We start from the raw sequence: 17,057 nt of genomic DNA on the forward strand, positions 1-17,057 counted from the left end.
GGTGGGCTGAAGCCCACCCTACGAGCTGGGCTCAAGCCCCTCCCACAAAAAACAAACCCGCGCCGGTTAGGGCGCGGGCCTGTGGGTGTCGCGCGGTGATCAGAGTGCGGCGATCTTGCCGCGCTGCTCGACCATCTTGGCCAGAGCCTGTTCGGCCTCGGCCAGTTTGGCACGCTCCTTCTCCAGCACTTCTGCCGGCGCCTTGGCGACGAAGCCCTGATTGCTCAGCTTGCCGCCGACGCGCTGCACTTCACCTTGCAGGCGGCCGATTTCCTTGTCCAGGCGAGCCAGTTCGGCGTCCTTGTCGATCAGCCCGGCCATCGGCACCAGCACTTCCATCTCGCCGACCAGGGTGGTGGCGGACATCGGCGCTTCTTCACCGGCTGCCAGCACGCGCACCGACTCCAGCTTGGCCAGCTTGCTCAGCAGCGGCTCGAAGTCGGCCAGGCGACGCAGGTCTTCGGCATTGCTGTTGGCAACGATGATATCGATGCGTTTGGCCATGGAGATCTTCATCTCGCCACGGATCTGGCGCACACCGAGCATCAGTTGCTTGACCCACTCGATGTCGCCTTCGGCGGCGGCATCGATGCGGCTTTCGTTGGCTACCGGCCAGGGTTGCAGCATCAGGGTTTCGCCCTGCACGCCGGCCTGGGCCTTGATGCGCTGCCAGATTTCTTCGGTGATGAAGGGCATGAATGGGTGAGCCAGGCGCAGGATCACTTCCAGCACGCGCACCAGGGTGCGGCGGGTGCCGCGCTGGCGCTCGATGGGCGCGTTCTCGTCCCACAGTACCGGCTTGACCAGCTCCAGGTACCAGGCGCAGTACTCGTCCCAGATGAACTCGTACAGGGTTTGCGCCGCCAGGTCGAAGCGGAAGGCGTCGAGGTGGCGGGTCACGTCAGCCTCGGTGCGCTGCAGGGCGGAGATGATCCAGCGATCCACCGGCGACAGCTCGACTGGTTCACCATTGATGCCGGTGTCCTTGTCATCGGTGTTCTCGATAACGAAGTTGGCGGCGTTCCACAGCTTGTTGCAGAAGTTGCGGTAACCCTCGACACGGCCCATGTCGAACTTGATGTCGCGACCGGTGGAGGCCAGCGCCAGGTTGGTGAAGCGCAGGGCGTCGGTACCGTAGGCGGCGATGCCCTCAGGGAATTCGGCGCGGGTCTGCTTGGCGATCTTCTCGGCCAGCTTGGGCTGCATCATGCCGCTGGTGCGCTTGGCCACCAGGGATTCGAGGTCGATGCCGTCGACGATATCCAGCGGGTCGAGCACGTTGCCCTTGGACTTGGACATCTTCTGGCCCTGTCCGTCGCGCACCAGACCGTGTACATAGACGGTCTTGAACGGAATCTGCCCGGTCAGGTGGGTCGACAGCATGATCATCCGCGCGACCCAGAAGAAGATGATGTCGAAGCCCGTTACCAGAACATCCGTGGGGTGGAAGGTCTTGAGGAAGTCGGTCTGCTGCGGCCAGCCGAGGGTGGAGAAGGTCCATAGGCCGGAGCTGAACCAGGTGTCCAGCACGTCTTCATCCTGGCGCAGGTTGGCATCGCCGAGGTTGTGCTTGGCGCGCACTTCCGCTTCGTCGCGACCAACGTAGACGTTGCCGGCATCGTCGTACCAGGCTGGAATGCGATGGCCCCACCAGAGCTGGCGGCTGATGCACCAGTCCTGGATGTCGCGCATCCAGCTAAAGTACATGTTCTCGTACTGCTTGGGCACGAACTGGATTTCGCCGCTCTCGACCACGGCGATGGCTTTTTCGGCCAGCGGCTTGGTGGAGACGTACCATTGGTCGGTCAGCCAGGGCTCGATAACGGTGCCGGAGCGGTCGCCTTTCGGCACTTTCAGGGCGTGATCTTCGATCTTCTCCAGCAGGCCGGCAGCTTCGAAGGCGGCGACGATCTGCTTGCGCGCTTCGAAGCGATCCAGACCGACGAACTGCGCCGGAATGTTCGCTTCGATCTGCTCGTTGACGCTACCGTCGAGGTTGAACACCTGGGCCTGAGCCAGCACAGCGGCGTTCTTGTCGAAGATGTTGATCAGCGGCAGATTGTGGCGCTTGCCCACTTCGTAGTCGTTGAAGTCGTGCGCCGGGGTTATCTTCACACAGCCGGTGCCGAACTCGGGGTCGCAGTAGTCATCGGCGATGATCGGGATGCGACGGCCCAGCAGCGGCAGTTCGACGAAGCTGCCGATCAGCGCCTTGTAGCGCTCGTCCTCCGGGTGCACGGCCACGGCGCTGTCGCCGAGCATGGTTTCCGGGCGGGTGGTGGCGACGATCAGGTAATCATTGCCTTCAGCGGTTTTCTTGCCGTCGGCCAGCGGGTAGCGCAGATTCCACAGCGAGCCTTTCTCGTCGTGGTTTTCCACTTCCAGGTCGGAGATGGCGGTGTGGAACTTGGTGTCCCAGTTGACCAGGCGCTTGCCACGATAGATCAGGCCGTCCTCGTGCAGGCGTACGAAGGCCTCTTTAACGGCTTCGGACAGGCCGTCGTCCATGGTGAAGCGCTCGCGCGACCAGTCCACCGAGCTGCCCAGGCGGCGAATCTGACGGGTGATGGTGCCGCCGGACTGCTCCTTCCACTCCCAGACTTTCTCCAGGAATTTCTCGCGACCCAGGTCGTGGCGGCCGATACCTTCAGCAGCAAGCTGGCGCTCGACCACCATCTGCGTGGCGATGCCCGCGTGGTCAGTGCCCGGCTGCCACAGGGTGTTGCGGCCCTGCATGCGGCGGAAGCGGATCAGCGCATCCATGATCGAGTTGTTGAAGCCATGGCCCATGTGCAGGCTGCCGGTGACGTTCGGCGGCGGGATCATGATGGTGTAGGGCTCGCCCGAGCCTTGCGGGGCGAAGTAGCCCTTGGCTTCCCAGTTCTGGTACAGGGCGGTTTCAATGGCGTGCGGCTGGTAGGTCTTGTCCATGCGCGGCGGGACCCTTTGACGGCTGATCGGAAAAGCCGACAAGTATACCGCTTCTGAGCGCCAAGCCATAAGACTTGAGCTGTAGGGCAGACCAGCCTTCAGTTTTGTAGGAGCCCCGCCTCGGGGCGAATGTCTGGCTACCAGGGATCAAAGGGCCCTGGGGCGGGGCAGGTGACTACTTGCGTGGTGGCAGCAGGCGCGGCAGGCGGGCTTCGAGGCGGCGCTTGAGTTCGGCCTCGATCTGCGGCACGAAATCGTCTATCACGTCCTGCAGGATCAACTGGGCGGCGGCGCGCAGCTCGGCATTAAGGTGTTGCAGATCACGTGCACTGTCGTGCAGGCGCGGTTCGATGCGTTCACGCAACTGGCTCGGGGCAGTCGCTGCAGCGGACTGCGGTGCTGATGCCGGTTTGGGCGTCGGTGTTGCATGGAAGGGCGGCGGCGGGCCAGGCGGCGCGCTGACGATATCGGACAGCACCGGAATGCTGTCCGGGTCCAGCGAGTCGATCAGCAGCGGTGGTTCACTGCCGTTATCGCCCAGCAGCTCGCGAATCGACTCCAGGTCGTGCAGCAGTTGAGCAGGTTTTTGCGGAGGTTTGGGGGTGTCCATGATCATCGGTGCAGCGAGAAAAAGGGCTGGAGTGACTTGTGTTGTGAGCGTGCACGGACACTAAAGTTCGACGCGTTGCGGATCATACCCGCGCTGGCGATAGGTACGGAAATTCTCGCGACAGGCGTTGAGCAGTTCAGGCTGCTGATTGACGATCTCGATGATGCGGGAAAAGCGCTCGACATGCGGCGACAGGCTGCTGCCTAAGTTGATCAGCACGCCCTGCTCGGTACTCGGCACTTCGTCGATGCCCAGTACCACGGGTGACAGCGGCGCATCGCGATGCAGATCATGAGGCACGAAACGTTCGGCTTTGAACGTCCACAGCAGTTCGTCGAGTTCACCGCACTGCGCCTCGTCGCTAGCGCGAACGAACACCGGCAGGCCGGCGCTCCAGGCCTTGAGCGCCAGTTGGCAGGCCGCGCGCAGGCGACCAATGGCATCGCTGGAGGAAAGGACGTAGAACTCGATTCTGGGCATTCGGTTTTCAACGGTTGGAGGCTAATGGGCTGGATGTTGTAGGAGCGGATTCATCCGCGATTTCATCGCGAATTATCGCGGCTGAAGCCGCTCCTACAAGGGCATGGCCCGGATGCTGGATCAGACCTTGGCGCGGTCCAGCAGGTACTGGGTCAGCATCGGCACCGGGCGGCCAGTGCCGCCTTTGTCCTTGCCGCCGCTGATCCAGGCGGTGCCGGCGATATCCAGGTGCGCCCAATGGAAGTTCTTGGCAAAGCGCGACAGGAAGCAGCCGGCGGTGATGGTGCCGGCCTTCGGCCCGCCGATGTTGGCAATGTCGGCGAAGGGGCTATCAAGCTGCTCCTGATACTCGTCGTACAGCGGCAGTTGCCAGGCGCGATCGTCGGCGCTTTCGCCAGCCTTGAGAATCTGCTTGATCAGCGCGTCGTTGTTGCCCATCAGGCCGGAGACGTTGCTGCCCAGGGCGACGATGCAGGCGCCGGTGAGGGTGGCGATGTCGATCACCGCCTGCGGCTTGAAGCGCTCGGCGTAGGTCAGGGTATCGCACAGCACCAGACGGCCTTCGGCGTCGGTGTTGAGGATTTCCACGGTCTGCCCGCTCATCGTGGTGACAATGTCACCAGGGCGAGTGGCGCGGCCGCTGGGCATGTTCTCGGCGCAGGCCAGCAGGCACACCAGGTTGATCGGCAGTTGCAGCTCGAGCACGGCCTTGAGGGTACCGAACACGCTGGCGGCGCCGCACATGTCGTACTTCATCTCGTCCATGCCGGCGGCCGGTTTGATGCTGATGCCGCCGGTGTCGAAGGTGATGCCTTTGCCGACCAGGGCGAAGGGTTTGTCGTCCTTCTTACCGCCCTGGTAGTGCATGACGATCATCCGTGGCGGCTGCTCGCTGCCCTGGGCCACGGCGAGGAAGGCACCGGCACCCAGTTCCTTGAGCTTCTTCTCGTCGAGGATCTCGACCTTGAGGTTTTTATGCGCCTTGCCCAGGGCCTTGGCCTCTTCGGCCAGGTAGCTGGGGTGGCAGAGGTTCGGCGGCAGGTTGCCCAGATCCTTGGTGAAGGCGACGCCGCTGGCGATGGCGCGGGCATGCTGCAGGGCGCGTTCGGCATCGGCCAGCTCGGCCTTGTCGACGACCAGGGTGATTTTCTTCAGCGCGCGCGGGTCGGCCTTCTGGCTCTTGAACTGCTCGAACAGGTAGGTGCCGTCGGCCAGAGTCTCGACGATCAGGCGGGTCTTGCCGTAGGTGTCGCGGCCCTTGACCTTGAGTTCACCCAGGGCGAGCAGGGCATCGCCGCCGCCCAGACCCTTGAGCACGCCATGCACGCTTGCAACCAATTTGCGCAGTTGACGGTCGGATAGATCGCCCTTGCCGCAGCCCACCAGCAGTACACGCTCGGCCTTGAGTCCCGGCAGGCTGTGCAGCAGCAGGGTCTGGCCCGGCTTGCCGGCGATGTCGCCACGCTTGAGCACGGCGCTCAGTGCACCGTTGCTGGCCAGGTCGACGGCCTTGGCGGCGTCGCCGAGCTTGCGGCCTTCACCGATGGCGACGACCAGGGTCGCGGTTTTCAGGGTTTCCGGGCGGGTGCTTTTGACGAGGAATTCCATAGTGAGCTGTCCCCAAGACAAAGAGTCGGGTTTGACGGATAATGGCCGCCATTTTTCGAGGGTCCACCCTGCGGTGGGCCGGCAAGTAGGTGCGGCTAGTGTGAGCGTTCGCGCCTGAGCCTGACAACCCTGGAGCGTCCGGTTTGATCGTCTTCCGTTATCTGTCCCGCGAAGTGCTGGTGACCCTCAGTGCGGTGAGTGCCGTGCTGCTGGTGATCATCATGAGCGGTCGTTTCATCAAATACCTGGCTCAGGCTGCGCAGGGCGTGCTCGACCCGGGTGTGCTGTTTCTGATCATGGGTTACCGGATTCCCGGCTTCCTGCAGCTGATTCTGCCGCTGGGCCTGTTCCTCGGTTTCCTGCTGGCCTACGGGCGCCTGTATCTGGACAGCGAGATGACCGTGCTGTCGGCCACCGGTGTCAGTCAGCAGCGCCTCACCGCCTACAGCATGGCGCCGGCGCTGATCGTCGCGCTGCTGGTGGGCTGGCTGAGCATGGGCCTGGCGCCGCAAGGTGTGGCCAGCGTGGCGCGCATCCTCAACGAGCAGGACGCCCTGACCGAACTCGATACTCTGGTACCGGGGCGCTTCCAGTCGCTGCGCGATGGTTCGCGGGTGACCTACTCGCAGGAGCTGTCGCCTGATCGCAGCGAGTTGCGTGGCGTGTTCATGTCGGAGAAGCGCTTCTCCACTGATGGCACCTCGGAGCGTGGCATTACCGTGCTGGTCGCCGAGAGTGGTCGTCAGGAAATTCAGGAAGATGGCAGTCGCTATCTGATTCTGGAAAACGGCTATCGCTATGACGGTGAGCCGGGCGAGGCCGACTATCGCGCCATCCAGTACGACACCTATGGCGTGTTGCTGCCCAAGCCGGAAGTGGCCATCGAGGCCAGCGAGCGCGAGGCGACCCCGACCCGTGAGCTGTTCGGCAGCGATGACCCGCGCATGCAGGCCGAGTTGCAATGGCGCCTGTCACTGCCATTGCTGGTATTCATCGTCACCCTGCTGGCCGTGCCGCTGTCGAAGGTCAATCCGCGTCAGGGCCGCTTCCTCAAACTGTTGCCAGCGATCTTCCTCTATATGGCTTACCTCGGTCTGCTGATCGCCGCTCGCGGTGCGCTGGACAAGGGGCGTTTGCCTGCGGCACTGGGCTTGTGGTGGGTGCACGGCATCTTCTTCGCCATTGGCATGCTGTTGTTGTACTGGGAGCGTCTGAGTCTGTGGTGGGCCAGTCGTCGTGCGCCGGTGTCGGAGGTGGCTCATGGCTAAGTTGGATCGCTACATCGGCACCCAGGTCTTCTTCGCCATTCTGGCAGTGCTGGGCATCATTCTCGGCCTGGCACTGCTGTTCGCCTTCATCGACGAATTGGGTGATCTGAACAAGGGCGATTATGGTCTTGGTCAGGCGCTGTGGTACGTATTGCTGACTGCGCCGCGCCGTGCCTACGAGATGCTGCCGATGGCAGCACTGATCGGTTGCCTGATCGGTCTCGGCACGCTGGCCAGCAACAGCGAGCTGACCATCATGCGTGCGGCGGGTGTCTCCATCGGGCGCATCGTCTGGGCGGTGATGAAACCCATGCTGGTGCTGATGCTGGCCGGCATTCTGATCGGCGAATACGTTGCACCGTTGACCGAGAACCAGGCCCAGGCGGATCGCGCGCTGGCTCAGGGTGGCGGTGCGGCGCAGAGTTCCAAGCGCGGCATGTGGCACCGTCAGGGGCAGGAATACGTACATATCAACGCTGTACAGCCCAATGGCATTCTGCTCGGGGTGACGCGTTATCGCTTCGATGACGAGCGTCGTCTGCTTTCCTCCAGCTTCGCCCGTCGCGCCGAATACCGAGACAGCCACTGGATGCTGCGCAACGTGCAGACCACCGTGCTGCATGAGGACCGTTCCGAAGTGATCAACCAGCCGGAAGAGCGCTGGGAGATCGAACTCAATCCCGAGCTGCTCGGCACGGTGGTGATGGAGCCTGAAGCGCTGTCGGTCACCGGGCTGTGGCAGTACATCCATTACCTGGCTGAGCAGGGCCTGAATAATGCCCGCTACTGGCTGGCATTCTGGACCAAGGTCCTGCAGCCGCTGGTAACCGGCGCGCTGGTCTTGATGGCGATTTCCTTCATCTTCGGCCCGCTGCGCTCGGTTACCCTGGGGCAACGCGTATTCACCGGTGTGCTGGTGGGCTTCATCTTCCGTATCGCCCAGGACCTGCTCGGCCCATCGAGCCTGGTATTTGGTTTCTCGCCGCTGCTGGCGGTGCTGGTGCCGGCCGGTATCTGTGCGCTGGCCGGGGTGTGGCTGCTGCGTAGGGCTGGCTGAGGCGATCAGGGGCATGAAAAAAGCCGGTTCAATGAACCGGCTTTTTTTGGCATCTGCACTGGGCTACTTCTTGTGAATATTCTTCGGCAGTTGCACCACACGACTGTCGGAATAGATGTCGTGCCAGGTGCGCCCCTGCTTGTCCCACAGCAGCCAGAGAAAACCCAGGCCAGCGAACAGCCAGGAGCCGATGGCGACCACGAAGCGCAACAGGGCCTGCCACAGGTCGATGGCGCTGCCGTCGGCGTTCTGGATGCGCAGCCCCCAGGCCTGCATGCCCAGTGTCTGGCCATTGTGCGTCCAGAACTTGGCGAAGAAGGCGAACAGCGACAGTACCACCAGGCTGGCAAGAATCGGGTCATGATCCAGAGCGCCGGCCTCGGACATGGCCATCAGTGCATCGCCGCCGTGAATCAGGCGCAGGATGCCCTGCTGGTAGATCAGGGTGACGACCATGATCAGTGCCACGCAGAGTAGAAAATCGTAGAAGAGGGCCGCCAGGCGACGAATCAGCCCGGCAGTGGGGAAGTCTCCCTGCGGACGTAATTGGTGTTTCGGCATGATGGGCTCGCTGAGACGAAAGTGCGCGCCATTCTAACCGCGACTTCGCTGTCGATATAAAGATGCACGCGGGCTATCTGTAACCTGGCGCTGCGACGGGAATGACAGGCAAAAAAAAACCCCTGACAGATATCAGGGGTTCTTCAAAGCAGCGGCGATTAGCCCAGGACTTGAACCTGGTCAGCCTGCATGCCTTTTTGACCTTGCACAGCTACGAAGCTGACTTTCTGGCCTTCTTTCAGGCTCTTGAAGCCGTTACCTTCGATCGCGCGGAAGTGCACGAACAGATCCGGACCGCTTTCGGGAGTGATAAAACCAAAACCTTTCTCGTCGTTAAACCACTTGACGGTACCGTTCTGACGATTCGACATGTCTTTTTCCTTGAAACTAGAGTTGATGACAGCCTCCAAGTATAGAGGGCTGAGACTGGTTGCAAGGAGTAATAGAAGTCGAGCGGGATGTAGCGGATCTAGATGATCTGCTGCACCAGAGTCACGATTCACAGCGACCCATGCAAACAGTTGGTTCACTCTACGCTAACTTTTGCGCAATTGCCAACCCCCGCCAGCAAGGTCGCCGGCCAGGTTTTGCGGGGCTTGTCGAGGTGCCGAAAAAGTTCATCGGCAACATGCTTGCAACAATTGTCTGAGTTGTTCATGCAGATACGAAAAAGCCCGCAAGACCAATGTCTTGCGGGCTTCGAATCGTGGTGCCCGGGGGAGACTAGAAGCTTTTGCTGCAGGCCCTGCACTTGCTGGGTTGCTGCACTTCGGCCGTCATGGCATGCCCCTAAATCTGCCCCTAAAACGAAAAATGCCCCATCCCTAAAGGCCAATTTGCGTTCCAAGTGGCGTGCATCATATGAAGTGATATAGCCCCTCGCAATAGCAGGGTGCCTCTTTCGAGACTCGAACTTTCACCGATCTGCACTTCGCTCATGAACTCGATAGTTCTGATGCTCTCCGGCCACCGAACTCCCGCAACAGGAACAGGTAGTCGGGGCGCCGCGCGCCATGCTTGACCGCGCAGCGATCGAGGTAAAGAAGCCAGGCGTCTTCGCTGGCTTTGTCGCCGGTGGTCGGCGCGTCCGGTGGCATCAGTGATCCCTGGAGCCCGAAGGGCTCATCCCAGGTGCTGTAGCGGTAATCGAACTCTGCCCAGTCGTACAGGGTTTCGCCAGGGCTTGAGCCAGGCATGTCGTTTGGCACCGCACCGCCCTCCAGCAGGATGCGCATCAACTCGACGTTCCGGGCCAGCATGGCGGTGTGCAGCGCGGTCATGCCTTCATCACCCGGCCGGTTGGGATCAGCACCAAGCTGCAGGAGAAGGCGCAGCATGTCGGCGGCGAATGCCGGTACTGGGTCGGGGAGGGTAAGCGCGGAAACGGCGCGATCAAGTAGTGTCTCTCCGTCATCCAGCGCATTCAGATCCGCGCCGGCCTGGGCCAACTGCCGCACCCACTCGAAGTCGCCGGCGGCTGCCGCGTCCAGTAGCTCCTGAGTGCTGGTTTCGTTTGTCATTCTGCCCTCCTGGGTTTCTGAGCACGGTAGCTGCGGGAGGTGATCGGCTCAAGGCGGCTGGCGGAATTGACGGCCGCTGGTGTCGGGCGTACAACGCAGGGGAGGCTGGTGATTGGGGCCTCACCTAGAGGGCGTTTCGGCGCACTAGGCGTCCCACAGGAACGCCGGCCTTGGAGCCCCGGTATTGGCCGATGTCGATCTCTGACCGCCTTCTCGGTGGTCATCTCGCGCGGAGAGACTGCCGGGGCTTCTTTTTACTGATCGACCGAGGCAGCTCAGTGGACCGCTGCCCCGGACAGCGCCCGCTGTCGAACGGCATAGACCGCATTCAACTCGGCAACCATCCTTTCTGACTCAGCGGCGCTGATAAGCCAGCAGAGAAACAGGGTGTGCATGACGCCCGTTGCGTGATCCGCTATCAACTGGAGCTGGTGCAAATCCGTTGCCTGTTCCTGGCACCGGCATAGCCATTGCACCAGTTCTCGCGCGGTGAGAGGTCTGGCGCCCAGGGTCTCTGTGAGCTCTGGCCCTAGTGCCAGATACTCGAAGCCTACATAGCCTTTCCCGGTAGGCTGGTCGTTTTGCTGCTCAGGCATAGTGATACCTCTTGGTGTGGCTTGCTGCGCGTCTGTGGGGCTGGCCGTGGCGGAAAACTCCGCTGATCAGCAGCGCGCCGATCAGGGGCGCCCGCACTTCGTGAGCCTGTTTCACGGGCTTTAGACGGGTAGATGGCCAGGCTGCGCCTGGTATATCTAAGAAGGAGTACAGTTTCTGTACCAAGTGAAACCGCTCCATGCGTACAGTTTCTGTACCGATGAGGGTGTTTTTCATGGCTACTCAGGGCTCCATGGGTACAGTTTCTGTACCCCGTCGGTACAGTTTCTGTACCGGGTAATTTGATCTTTCGAGGCTGAATTTCCTGGGCGGTGTCGTGGTCGGCGACACCTCCAGTTTTCCGCCGCATTCGTCGATGGGCTGCCAGCTCAGCGCGTACAGAGCGCAGCAGCCGCCAGGCTTGATGAAGCGACCTTCGCGGGTGCATGTGATCAACTGCTGCTCCTGCAACTCTCGTAGCGCCTTCGCCAGCGTTGCCTTGCTACCGACGCCCCAGGCCTCGGCCTGGGTGAAGGTTGCCGACAGGTCGCCGTTGTTGCCGCCGCGGTACTGGCGCAGCAGACCCAGCAGCACCTTCAGTGCACCGCCGGACAGTGCCCGGAAGCTCTCGCTGTCCATGACCGCATGGGGCAGGGCGGCGAACGTTCCGGTCGGGCTGCGTCCTTTGGATTTCCTAAGGCTTCGCGCCACGGTTGCTCCTCAAGCCTTTCCATGGGCAAGCCAATCCCGTCGGCGCTTGGGCGCCGTTGTGTCGAGTCATGGCACTTACTCCGCTGGGCTTTCTGCGCGTGGGCAGTGCTGCAGCCTGTACTCCGCCTCGCCGTGAAGGTCGCTCAGGTGCTGAGATAGCTTCCCCAGCGCCTGCATCAGCCATCCCAGGTTGCGAACCTCGTTGGCATCAATACCGAAGTCCTCATTGTCGGCGGATGCAGCGATACTCCAGCCGATGGCTGAGATACCGCTATTCAGGATGCCGCTATAGCTGCTCGAGGCGTTGGCGATGCTCTTGAGTCGTTCCACCTGTTCTGCTGACAGCGGCTGCTTGCCGAGAGCGGAAGGGAAGTCTTCTATCGAGAGCAGCAGCTCTCCCCAATTTGGACCGGCCATTACCGCACCTCCTTCTGGCTGCGATCCGCAGCGGTGTCCTGGCCACTTGCACGAAGGCTCAGCGTGCTTTTCAGCTTGGCCCTTGCAACGGCCCTGGCTTCAATCAGCAAACCGCTCGGAACGCGATCGGCGAACCACCCGGCATGCACGGCCAGGTTATGGCTTGGAAAGCATGCCCGTAGTTTGGCTGCTGCCTTCTTGGCCTCGCGCCGTTTGGCGAAGGGGCCGCAGACGCCGAAGGGAAACGCCGGCCGGCGTTCATCCAGCACGAAGTAGTACGTCACACCCACAGCACGCTCGACAAAGTACTTCATGGCCGAACCTCCTTGGCGACGTGCGCAGCGCCGACGGAGCGATGCTGCCAGCAGAAGTTGCCGCTGAAGGTCCGAACCTGCTCCATATGGCGGCAAATATCCTCCGAGACGGGAGCGGATCGACCGCCGAGAGCGGGGACGATCTGCTGCAAAACGAGCCGTTCCAGGCGGTCGTACTCCTCGCGAGCGAAGTTCATGTGAGCCATGCGCAGGGCGTCCAGAGTTGCGTTCTGCACAAGCTCACCAGTCATGCCATCGAAAGGGCGGATTGCGTTACGCATTGCGCACCCCCTGCACGGCAGCCAGAGCCGCCGATAGGTTATTGGCCAGTTCGACGGCTGCTGCTGGGCTCAGCGACAGGCTGCAAATCCCCAGGTCGAGCGTGATGCGGCCCTGACTCCAGGCGTGCAATTCGACCGGGTGGCCGTCGAGATTGCCCTCTACGGCGTACACCAGTTCTGGAATGCAGGTGGTGCGGGTGGTCAGTTGATTACGCATTGGCCACCTCCTGAGCTTCCAGGGAGCGAGCACGGGCCATCGCGGAGTTGTAGCGTGCCAGGCGGACGGAGAGGCTTGAGTTGGAATGAAGCGCAGCGATAGCACGGGCACGCCAGGCTGCAGCGTGTTGCTGAAATGCGGACGGATTGGGGGCGTGTTGCATGTGATGGTTCTCCTTGGACTGGGGAACCGTCACCGCCTGCGGCCAAGCAGGGAGTGGTGACGGGTTACGCAGGGTTGGCCGACCGGCGTCCAAGGGAACCGGCACACCCGAGGGTGTCCCCACGCAACCCGCCATAAAGCAGCACGACGGGCACAAAAAAAGCGCCTGCATGCAAAGGTGGGCGCTGTAGCGCCTCGGACGAATCGGGCGGCCAAGCCCGGCCGCGGGACTTACCGCGACAGGCGAACCATAGCGCCGGGATAGGGGAAGTGCAAGTGTGGGATGGTCCCAAAAAGGGTCATTGCCATTTGGTTGCTCTCTATACGGCATTGCCGTACTATTCTTCCCATGTATACGGTCTTCGAAACGGAAGTTTTCCAACGCTACGCCGGCCCCATCTGGGCCGATGGTGAGCGTGAAGAGTTCATCGCCTGGTTGGCCGCCAACCCGCTGGCCGGCGATGTGATTCCCGGCACGGGTGGTCTGCGCAAGGTTCGATGGTCGCGTGCCGGCATGGGGAAACGTGGCGGTGCGCGGGTGATCTATTACAACGCGCTGACTGAAGGCCATATCTGGCTGCTGATCGCCTACACCAAGGCGAAGTTCGACAATTTGCCGGCGGCCTTCCTGAACCAATTGAGAGAGGCAATCAATCATGGATAAAGAACTGGAGCAGTTCCAGGCGGATTTGCTGCGATCCGTCCACGATATGAAAGCGGGCAGGGCGGTGCGTGCGACGCAGGTGGAGCTTTCGCCGGTGGCAGAGGCACGGGCCAAAGTGGGCGTTTCACAGAGCGCCTTCGCCGACTTGCTGGGCGTGAGTCTGCGCACCTTGCAGGACTGGGAGCAGGGGCGGCGATCACCGTCCGGGGCGGCCAAGACGCTGCTGCGCATTGCGGTGAAACACCCCGAGGCGCTGCGGGATCTACAGGTCGCGTGACGTTGGTGGCGGCTCATTGCAGCGTCTCCTGGGGCTTGTCGGCGGGAAAGCGCATTTCGTTGATCGCGCGGATGATCTCGTCGCGTCCGACACCATCAATCGCCATGATTCCCGCCATGGTCAGGAACACCGCGAAAGCGGCTACCCCAGTCGGTACGCCTTGGCTGTCGGCATAGCCGACAACAGCAGGTAGTACGTCGTCGAACAGGAAGGAGGCGTGATCTTCAACCCGGTGGCCGTCGTAGAGGTTCATGCTGTCGCTCCTTCGGTCTGAACGGGCACGGTACCCAGGTAGTAACGTGCGACGCCGTGATGGGTTCGGCCCTGCTCATCGGTCAGGGTGAGACGGTGGGTTTGGATGTCGTGGCCGGCCTCTCGCAGCTCCTTGATGCGGGCGGCGGGCATCATGATGTTGAGCTCGCTGCGCGCCGCGAAGGTGTCCACGGGCCCCAGCTGCAGGCGCTCCAGCAGCCGGGCGCGCTGAGCTTCGGCGGTGGTATCATTCAAGGGCGTTTTCTTGGGGCTGGCCTGTTGGTCGGCCTTTTTTGTGTTCGGCATTTAGCTGTCCTCCTTCCGGCTGGCGGCAATCTGGGCCTGTTGCCAGGCCTCAATCTCCTCCTCGACCCATGCAACGCTCTTGGCTCCAAGCTGCACCTGCTTGGGGAAGGCGCCACGGGAGATCCGTCGATAGATCTCTGTGGCGGAGAGGCCGGTACGGCTTCGCACCTTTGGAAGCTTGATGAAGGTAGTCATTGGCGCTCGCTCTCCCGTTTGGCGCCCTGCTCCAGGCGGGCATGCAGCGTCTGCTGGCGCGCGCTGAGGGAAAGGCCGCCGTCGATCAGCAACTGATCCATCGTGCGCAGGTTCTGCAAGGTGGCGGCATTCACCAGACCGGCAAAGGCTTCAGCTGCGCTCTCTGGCGTACCCTTCTGGGTGGAAGCTTTACCGCCGGCTTGCTCGGCCAGCACCTGCTCGACGAACTCAGCCAGCGGGCTCGGTCGCCAGCTTTCTCCTCGACATTCGGCCCATCGGGCCAGACCTGCAGCCAAGTCAGAATGAGCCCACAGGCCTGGCACGAAGTCGCGGACGCCGTTGCCTGCCACGCCTGGCGCTGCGGCCTTGTGGCTATCAACTGTTCCAGGCTTCTGGCGCATGATGCCGGCGGCGGTCAGCTCGCGAAGGAACTCTGGGCGTCGGCTGAAGCGTAACCGGCCATCCTGCCAATGGCTGGCCAGCGGCTTGCCGTTATTTTCGGCAAGGCTGGCGAGGGTTGGCTGGGTGTCGTCGAGCATCAAAAACTCAACAGGATTTCGGCCGCTGAAGCGCTTGACCAGAAGGCTCGCGTTGACCATCCCGTCTGACGGATCGATGGCCAGAGTGGTTTGCTGGTGATGATGGACGATGAGCTCGCTCATGCTGCAGCCTCCGCACGGCTAGCCAACTTCGCAGCGAGATATGCCTCTATTTCGACTCGCACGAAATAAACCCGGCTGGAGCGGTCGTTGCCGTCCTTCAAGGGCTTGGGGAAGTCCGGTTCCCTGGCTATCAGCTTGTCCAGGCCAGACGTAGTGCGTCGGAATAGCTCCGCTGTCTCCTTCTTGGTCAGCAGTTCATTGGGGGTGGTGTTTTTAATAGATGGTTGCTGCTGTTGCATGACGATTGCTCCGTTTAGGTAACGGAAGCTGACGCTATGTCACTGGGCATGCTCGACAAGCAGGTTGCCTGCCCGTGTTAAACGGTATTGTCGATAGATCTTTTGATATCTATCTGCTCCGTAGAAGTATTTTCCCGCAATGGATGCTGAGGGACACTGAATCGCCCTATTTCTTGGCTTGCAGGCTGGCGCCAGTGACATAAATCAAGAGCCCTCAATCAATGGAAAAGAGGGCTATTTAGATGCCTGCAATCGACGAAGGCTGGGGAATGCCCAGCCGGCAACGCAAGGAGCGGCTGGAGGAGTGGCGCAGCACGGGAATTGGCGCGGGGCTCCAGGGTGGCGAGATCTATGCTCGCCGCGGCTCGGCTGGCGGGGTGGAACTGACCAACGACCTGGCCACTCCCACAGCTTCAGCATCCGCAACTCCAATGCCTCAAGGCGGCATGCGCCAGAATGTACCTGCGATCGCCGCCAACATGCCCGACGATCTGCCGCTGGCGCAGCGCGGGTCGATCAACAACCTGGGCAACGGACTCGGTACCTTCAGCCAGATGCAGCCGGGAGACAGTCAGCTGGCCATCGAGCGGTTCGGTCGGGCAAACGAAATTCGCGCCCAGACCCTTCAGAATGAGAGACGCGGTGGCGGGCTGACGATCATTCCTGACTCATCCCGTACGCCAACTCTGGGCGATCACCAGCGAGCCAGGCTTGAGGAGCGCCAGGCCAATACAGAGTTCACCAGGCAGCGAACCCAGCAAAGCATCATCTCCGGCATGGATGAGCGTTTCACCGGCCAACTGGAGCGGCAGCGCCTGCAGCAGCAGATCCAGGCCGGCGACATTGATATCAAGCGTCAGCAGGCACTGGGCGGCATCCTGGCTGGTCTCGATGATCCTGCTTTGCAGGGCGATGCCCGTGCCCAGGCTGAGCGCAGCTATCTGCTGCAGACCGCACCGAACGCCTATGCCTCGCTGCAGGGCAAGGGCTCGAACCCTCTTACTGCACCTGTCCAAAGACTGGAGGACGAAGATCTTTCTGCCATCGGCAGTGCCATGACAATGAACACCGAGCTCTCTCGTATCGACAAGCAGATCGCCAGCGGTGAGCTCAATCTGGGGCTTTTCGCCAATGCCAAGAGCACTGCATTGAATGCCATTGGCGCCGGTGATCAGAACGCCCGCAACTACGCATCCCTCAACAGCACGCTGGAGAAACTGCGCAACGAAAGTCTGCGCTTGAACACGGGCGTCCAGACCGAAGGCGATGCTCAGCGCGCCTGGAATGAGCTGGTGACCAATTTGAAGAGCCCCGAGCTGGTGAGGCAGCGACTGGCAGAGATCCGGGCGCTGAATGATCGGGCGATTGGCATCCGTACCGGGATTATCAACAACCGCCGCACTGGCCAGGGGGCGGCTCCCTTGGACGTCGACTCGGTACTGGGGCGTGAGGTGTCGAACTCTGCTCAGTCGCGCTCTGCCTCCACAGGGCGCCCGGTACCGATTGAAACCGATAGCGATTATGAAGCGCTTCCGTCTGGGGCGTTGTTCGTCGCCCCAGATGGCACCACTCGGAGGAAACCATGATGGCCGGTTGGAAAGATGCCCCTCTGGTGGAGGGAGAGAACGAGCAGCAGCCAGCATGGAAAAGCGCCCCCGTTGAACAGCCAGCAGGCCTGCAGAGTGCGGATGCAGGTATCGGTGCCGGCCGCTCGCTGCTGCGTGGCATCAA

At 61.7% G+C, this 17,057-nt stretch carries 23 protein-coding genes; 5 read left to right on the forward strand and 18 right to left on the reverse strand.

The annotated features are described in order from the left end of the window. Positions 1-99: 99 nt before the first annotated feature. The 4 genes from BM186_RS19935 to BM186_RS19950 form a co-directional block, all read right to left on the reverse strand. Entirely contained in the window at positions 100-2,931 is a 2,832-nt protein-coding gene (locus BM186_RS19935) for a valine--tRNA ligase (protein WP_074917797.1), read from the reverse strand. A gap of 175 nt (positions 2,932-3,106) precedes the next feature. Beyond that, the gene (locus tag BM186_RS19940; protein WP_074918016.1) at positions 3,107-3,541 is read right to left on the reverse strand and encodes a DNA polymerase III subunit chi; all 435 of its coding nucleotides are present in this window, start codon (positions 3,539-3,541) and stop codon (positions 3,107-3,109) included. A 60-nt stretch (positions 3,542-3,601) separates the two neighbouring features. Next, positions 3,602-4,021 carry a DNA polymerase III subunit chi gene (locus tag BM186_RS19945; protein ID WP_074917799.1) on the reverse strand — a complete coding sequence of 140 codons (420 nt, stop codon included), beginning with the start codon at positions 4,019-4,021 and terminating at the stop codon, positions 3,602-3,604. Between the two features lie 120 nt (positions 4,022-4,141). After that, a complete protein-coding gene (locus BM186_RS19950; protein ID WP_074917800.1) occupies positions 4,142-5,629 on the reverse strand; it encodes a leucyl aminopeptidase in 1,488 nt (495 codons plus the stop codon). A 143-nt stretch (positions 5,630-5,772) separates the two neighbouring features. Here BM186_RS19950 and lptF point away from each other — a divergent pair, with 143 nt between their 5' ends. Continuing rightward, positions 5,773-6,897: an LPS export ABC transporter permease LptF gene (gene lptF / locus BM186_RS19955; RefSeq protein WP_074917803.1), complete on the forward strand. Its 1,125-nt coding sequence runs from the start codon at positions 5,773-5,775 to the stop codon at positions 6,895-6,897. Beyond that, complete coding sequence (gene lptG, locus BM186_RS19960; RefSeq protein ID WP_074917806.1) at positions 6,890-7,954, forward strand: LPS export ABC transporter permease LptG; 1,065 nt, start codon at positions 6,890-6,892, stop codon at positions 7,952-7,954. The genes lptF and lptG overlap by 8 nt, the downstream gene beginning before the upstream one ends. Before the next feature lie 63 nt (positions 7,955-8,017). Here the strand turns inward: lptG and BM186_RS19965 are convergent, their stop codons facing one another. The 9 genes from BM186_RS19965 to BM186_RS20010 all read right to left on the reverse strand — a co-directional run bounded on the left by BM186_RS19965 (position 8,018) and on the right by BM186_RS20010 (position 12,569). Next, positions 8,018-8,515: an RDD family protein gene (locus BM186_RS19965; RefSeq protein WP_074917808.1), complete on the reverse strand. Its 498-nt coding sequence runs from the start codon at positions 8,513-8,515 to the stop codon at positions 8,018-8,020. Between the two features lie 158 nt (positions 8,516-8,673). Beyond that, on the reverse strand, positions 8,674-8,886 hold the full coding sequence (locus BM186_RS19970; RefSeq protein ID WP_003459665.1) for a cold-shock protein: 213 nt from the start codon (positions 8,884-8,886) through the stop codon (positions 8,674-8,676). Between the two features lie 564 nt (positions 8,887-9,450). Further along, a complete protein-coding gene (locus BM186_RS19975) occupies positions 9,451-10,035 on the reverse strand; it encodes an ankyrin repeat domain-containing protein (protein WP_074917811.1) in 585 nt (194 codons plus the stop codon). A gap of 275 nt (positions 10,036-10,310) precedes the next feature. Continuing rightward, positions 10,311-10,631: a hypothetical protein gene (locus tag BM186_RS19980; RefSeq protein WP_074917813.1), complete on the reverse strand. Its 321-nt coding sequence runs from the start codon at positions 10,629-10,631 to the stop codon at positions 10,311-10,313. Between the two features lie 241 nt (positions 10,632-10,872). Next, the gene (locus tag BM186_RS19990; protein WP_074917819.1) at positions 10,873-11,340 is read right to left on the reverse strand and encodes a hypothetical protein; all 468 of its coding nucleotides are present in this window, start codon (positions 11,338-11,340) and stop codon (positions 10,873-10,875) included. A gap of 75 nt (positions 11,341-11,415) precedes the next feature. After that, complete coding sequence (locus BM186_RS19995) at positions 11,416-11,757, reverse strand: hypothetical protein (RefSeq protein ID WP_074917821.1); 342 nt, start codon at positions 11,755-11,757, stop codon at positions 11,416-11,418. Continuing rightward, on the reverse strand, positions 11,757-12,071 hold the full coding sequence (locus tag BM186_RS20000; protein WP_074917824.1) for a hypothetical protein: 315 nt from the start codon (positions 12,069-12,071) through the stop codon (positions 11,757-11,759). Before BM186_RS20000 ends, BM186_RS19995 begins: the two co-directional genes overlap by 1 nt. Then, on the reverse strand, positions 12,068-12,352 hold the full coding sequence (locus tag BM186_RS20005) for a hypothetical protein (protein ID WP_074917827.1): 285 nt from the start codon (positions 12,350-12,352) through the stop codon (positions 12,068-12,070). The genes BM186_RS20000 and BM186_RS20005 overlap by 4 nt, the downstream gene beginning before the upstream one ends. Beyond that, positions 12,345-12,569: a hypothetical protein gene (locus BM186_RS20010; RefSeq protein ID WP_074917829.1), complete on the reverse strand. Its 225-nt coding sequence runs from the start codon at positions 12,567-12,569 to the stop codon at positions 12,345-12,347. Before BM186_RS20010 ends, BM186_RS20005 begins: the two co-directional genes overlap by 8 nt. 511 nt (positions 12,570-13,080) lie before the next feature. On the opposite strand from BM186_RS20010, the gene BM186_RS20015 reads away from it, so the two are divergent. Both BM186_RS20015 and BM186_RS20020 read left to right on the forward strand, forming a co-directional pair. After that, complete coding sequence (locus tag BM186_RS20015; RefSeq protein WP_074917832.1) at positions 13,081-13,395, forward strand: transcriptional regulator; 315 nt, start codon at positions 13,081-13,083, stop codon at positions 13,393-13,395. Further along, a complete protein-coding gene (locus BM186_RS20020; RefSeq protein WP_074917834.1) occupies positions 13,388-13,672 on the forward strand; it encodes a helix-turn-helix domain-containing protein in 285 nt (94 codons plus the stop codon). The genes BM186_RS20015 and BM186_RS20020 overlap by 8 nt, the downstream gene beginning before the upstream one ends. Positions 13,673-13,685: 13 nt before the next feature. On the opposite strand, the gene BM186_RS20025 is transcribed toward BM186_RS20020, so the two are convergent. From BM186_RS20025 to BM186_RS20045, 5 genes are read right to left on the reverse strand one after another with little or no spacing between them, the layout of a single operon-like run. After that, the gene (locus BM186_RS20025) at positions 13,686-13,925 is read right to left on the reverse strand and encodes a hypothetical protein (RefSeq protein WP_074917837.1); all 240 of its coding nucleotides are present in this window, start codon (positions 13,923-13,925) and stop codon (positions 13,686-13,688) included. Then, positions 13,922-14,230 (reverse strand): helix-turn-helix domain-containing protein, encoded by a 309-nt coding sequence (locus tag BM186_RS20030; protein ID WP_074917839.1) that lies wholly within the window; start codon positions 14,228-14,230, stop codon positions 13,922-13,924. Before BM186_RS20030 ends, BM186_RS20025 begins: the two co-directional genes overlap by 4 nt. Further along, positions 14,231-14,425, reverse strand: coding sequence for a helix-turn-helix transcriptional regulator (locus BM186_RS20035; protein ID WP_074917842.1), 195 nt, complete (start codon positions 14,423-14,425; stop codon positions 14,231-14,233). Next, positions 14,422-15,087 carry a KilA-N domain-containing protein gene (locus tag BM186_RS20040; RefSeq protein WP_074917845.1) on the reverse strand — a complete coding sequence of 222 codons (666 nt, stop codon included), beginning with the start codon at positions 15,085-15,087 and terminating at the stop codon, positions 14,422-14,424. Before BM186_RS20040 ends, BM186_RS20035 begins: the two co-directional genes overlap by 4 nt. Next, a complete protein-coding gene (locus BM186_RS20045; protein ID WP_074917848.1) occupies positions 15,084-15,326 on the reverse strand; it encodes a hypothetical protein in 243 nt (80 codons plus the stop codon). The genes BM186_RS20040 and BM186_RS20045 overlap by 4 nt, the downstream gene beginning before the upstream one ends. 242 nt (positions 15,327-15,568) lie before the next feature. Here BM186_RS20045 and BM186_RS20050 point away from each other — a divergent pair, with 242 nt between their 5' ends. After that, positions 15,569-16,912 (forward strand): hypothetical protein, encoded by a 1,344-nt coding sequence (locus BM186_RS20050; protein WP_099481835.1) that lies wholly within the window; start codon positions 15,569-15,571, stop codon positions 16,910-16,912. Positions 16,913-17,057 lie beyond the last annotated feature (145 nt).

Origin of the sequence: Ectopseudomonas toyotomiensis, from assembly GCF_900115695.1 — a bacterium.
Lineage (GTDB): Bacteria > Pseudomonadota > Gammaproteobacteria > Pseudomonadales > Pseudomonadaceae > Aquipseudomonas > Aquipseudomonas toyotomiensis.

Bases quoted from the DNA above. Each gene is read 5' to 3' on its own strand.
- BM186_RS19935 (WP_074917797.1), bottom strand. From the start codon at position 2,931: ATGGACAAGACCTACCAGCCGCACGCCATTGAAACCGCCCTGTACCAG.
- BM186_RS19940 (WP_074918016.1), bottom strand. From the start codon at position 3,541: ATGGACACCCCCAAACCTCCGCAAAAACCTGCTCAACTGCTGCACGAC.
- BM186_RS19945 (WP_074917799.1), bottom strand. From the start codon at position 4,021: ATGCCCAGAATCGAGTTCTACGTCCTTTCCTCCAGCGATGCCATTGGT.
- BM186_RS19950 (WP_074917800.1), bottom strand. From the start codon at position 5,629: ATGGAATTCCTCGTCAAAAGCACCCGCCCGGAAACCCTGAAAACCGCG.
- lptG (WP_074917806.1), top strand. From the start codon at position 6,890: ATGGCTAAGTTGGATCGCTACATCGGCACCCAGGTCTTCTTCGCCATT.
- BM186_RS19965 (WP_074917808.1), bottom strand. From the start codon at position 8,515: ATGCCGAAACACCAATTACGTCCGCAGGGAGACTTCCCCACTGCCGGG.
- BM186_RS19970 (WP_003459665.1), bottom strand. From the start codon at position 8,886: ATGTCGAATCGTCAGAACGGTACCGTCAAGTGGTTTAACGACGAGAAA.
- BM186_RS19975 (WP_074917811.1), bottom strand. From the start codon at position 10,035: ATGACAAACGAAACCAGCACTCAGGAGCTACTGGACGCGGCAGCCGCC.
- BM186_RS19980 (WP_074917813.1), bottom strand. From the start codon at position 10,631: ATGCCTGAGCAGCAAAACGACCAGCCTACCGGGAAAGGCTATGTAGGC.
- BM186_RS19995 (WP_074917821.1), bottom strand. From the start codon at position 11,757: ATGGCCGGTCCAAATTGGGGAGAGCTGCTGCTCTCGATAGAAGACTTC.
- BM186_RS20000 (WP_074917824.1), bottom strand. From the start codon at position 12,071: ATGAAGTACTTTGTCGAGCGTGCTGTGGGTGTGACGTACTACTTCGTG.
- BM186_RS20005 (WP_074917827.1), bottom strand. From the start codon at position 12,352: ATGCGTAACGCAATCCGCCCTTTCGATGGCATGACTGGTGAGCTTGTG.
- BM186_RS20010 (WP_074917829.1), bottom strand. From the start codon at position 12,569: ATGCGTAATCAACTGACCACCCGCACCACCTGCATTCCAGAACTGGTG.
- BM186_RS20015 (WP_074917832.1), top strand. From the start codon at position 13,081: ATGTATACGGTCTTCGAAACGGAAGTTTTCCAACGCTACGCCGGCCCC.
- BM186_RS20020 (WP_074917834.1), top strand. From the start codon at position 13,388: ATGGATAAAGAACTGGAGCAGTTCCAGGCGGATTTGCTGCGATCCGTC.
- BM186_RS20025 (WP_074917837.1), bottom strand. From the start codon at position 13,925: ATGAACCTCTACGACGGCCACCGGGTTGAAGATCACGCCTCCTTCCTG.
- BM186_RS20030 (WP_074917839.1), bottom strand. From the start codon at position 14,230: ATGCCGAACACAAAAAAGGCCGACCAACAGGCCAGCCCCAAGAAAACG.
- BM186_RS20035 (WP_074917842.1), bottom strand. From the start codon at position 14,425: ATGACTACCTTCATCAAGCTTCCAAAGGTGCGAAGCCGTACCGGCCTC.
- BM186_RS20040 (WP_074917845.1), bottom strand. From the start codon at position 15,087: ATGAGCGAGCTCATCGTCCATCATCACCAGCAAACCACTCTGGCCATC.
- BM186_RS20045 (WP_074917848.1), bottom strand. From the start codon at position 15,326: ATGCAACAGCAGCAACCATCTATTAAAAACACCACCCCCAATGAACTG.
- BM186_RS20050 (WP_099481835.1), top strand. From the start codon at position 15,569: ATGCCTGCAATCGACGAAGGCTGGGGAATGCCCAGCCGGCAACGCAAG.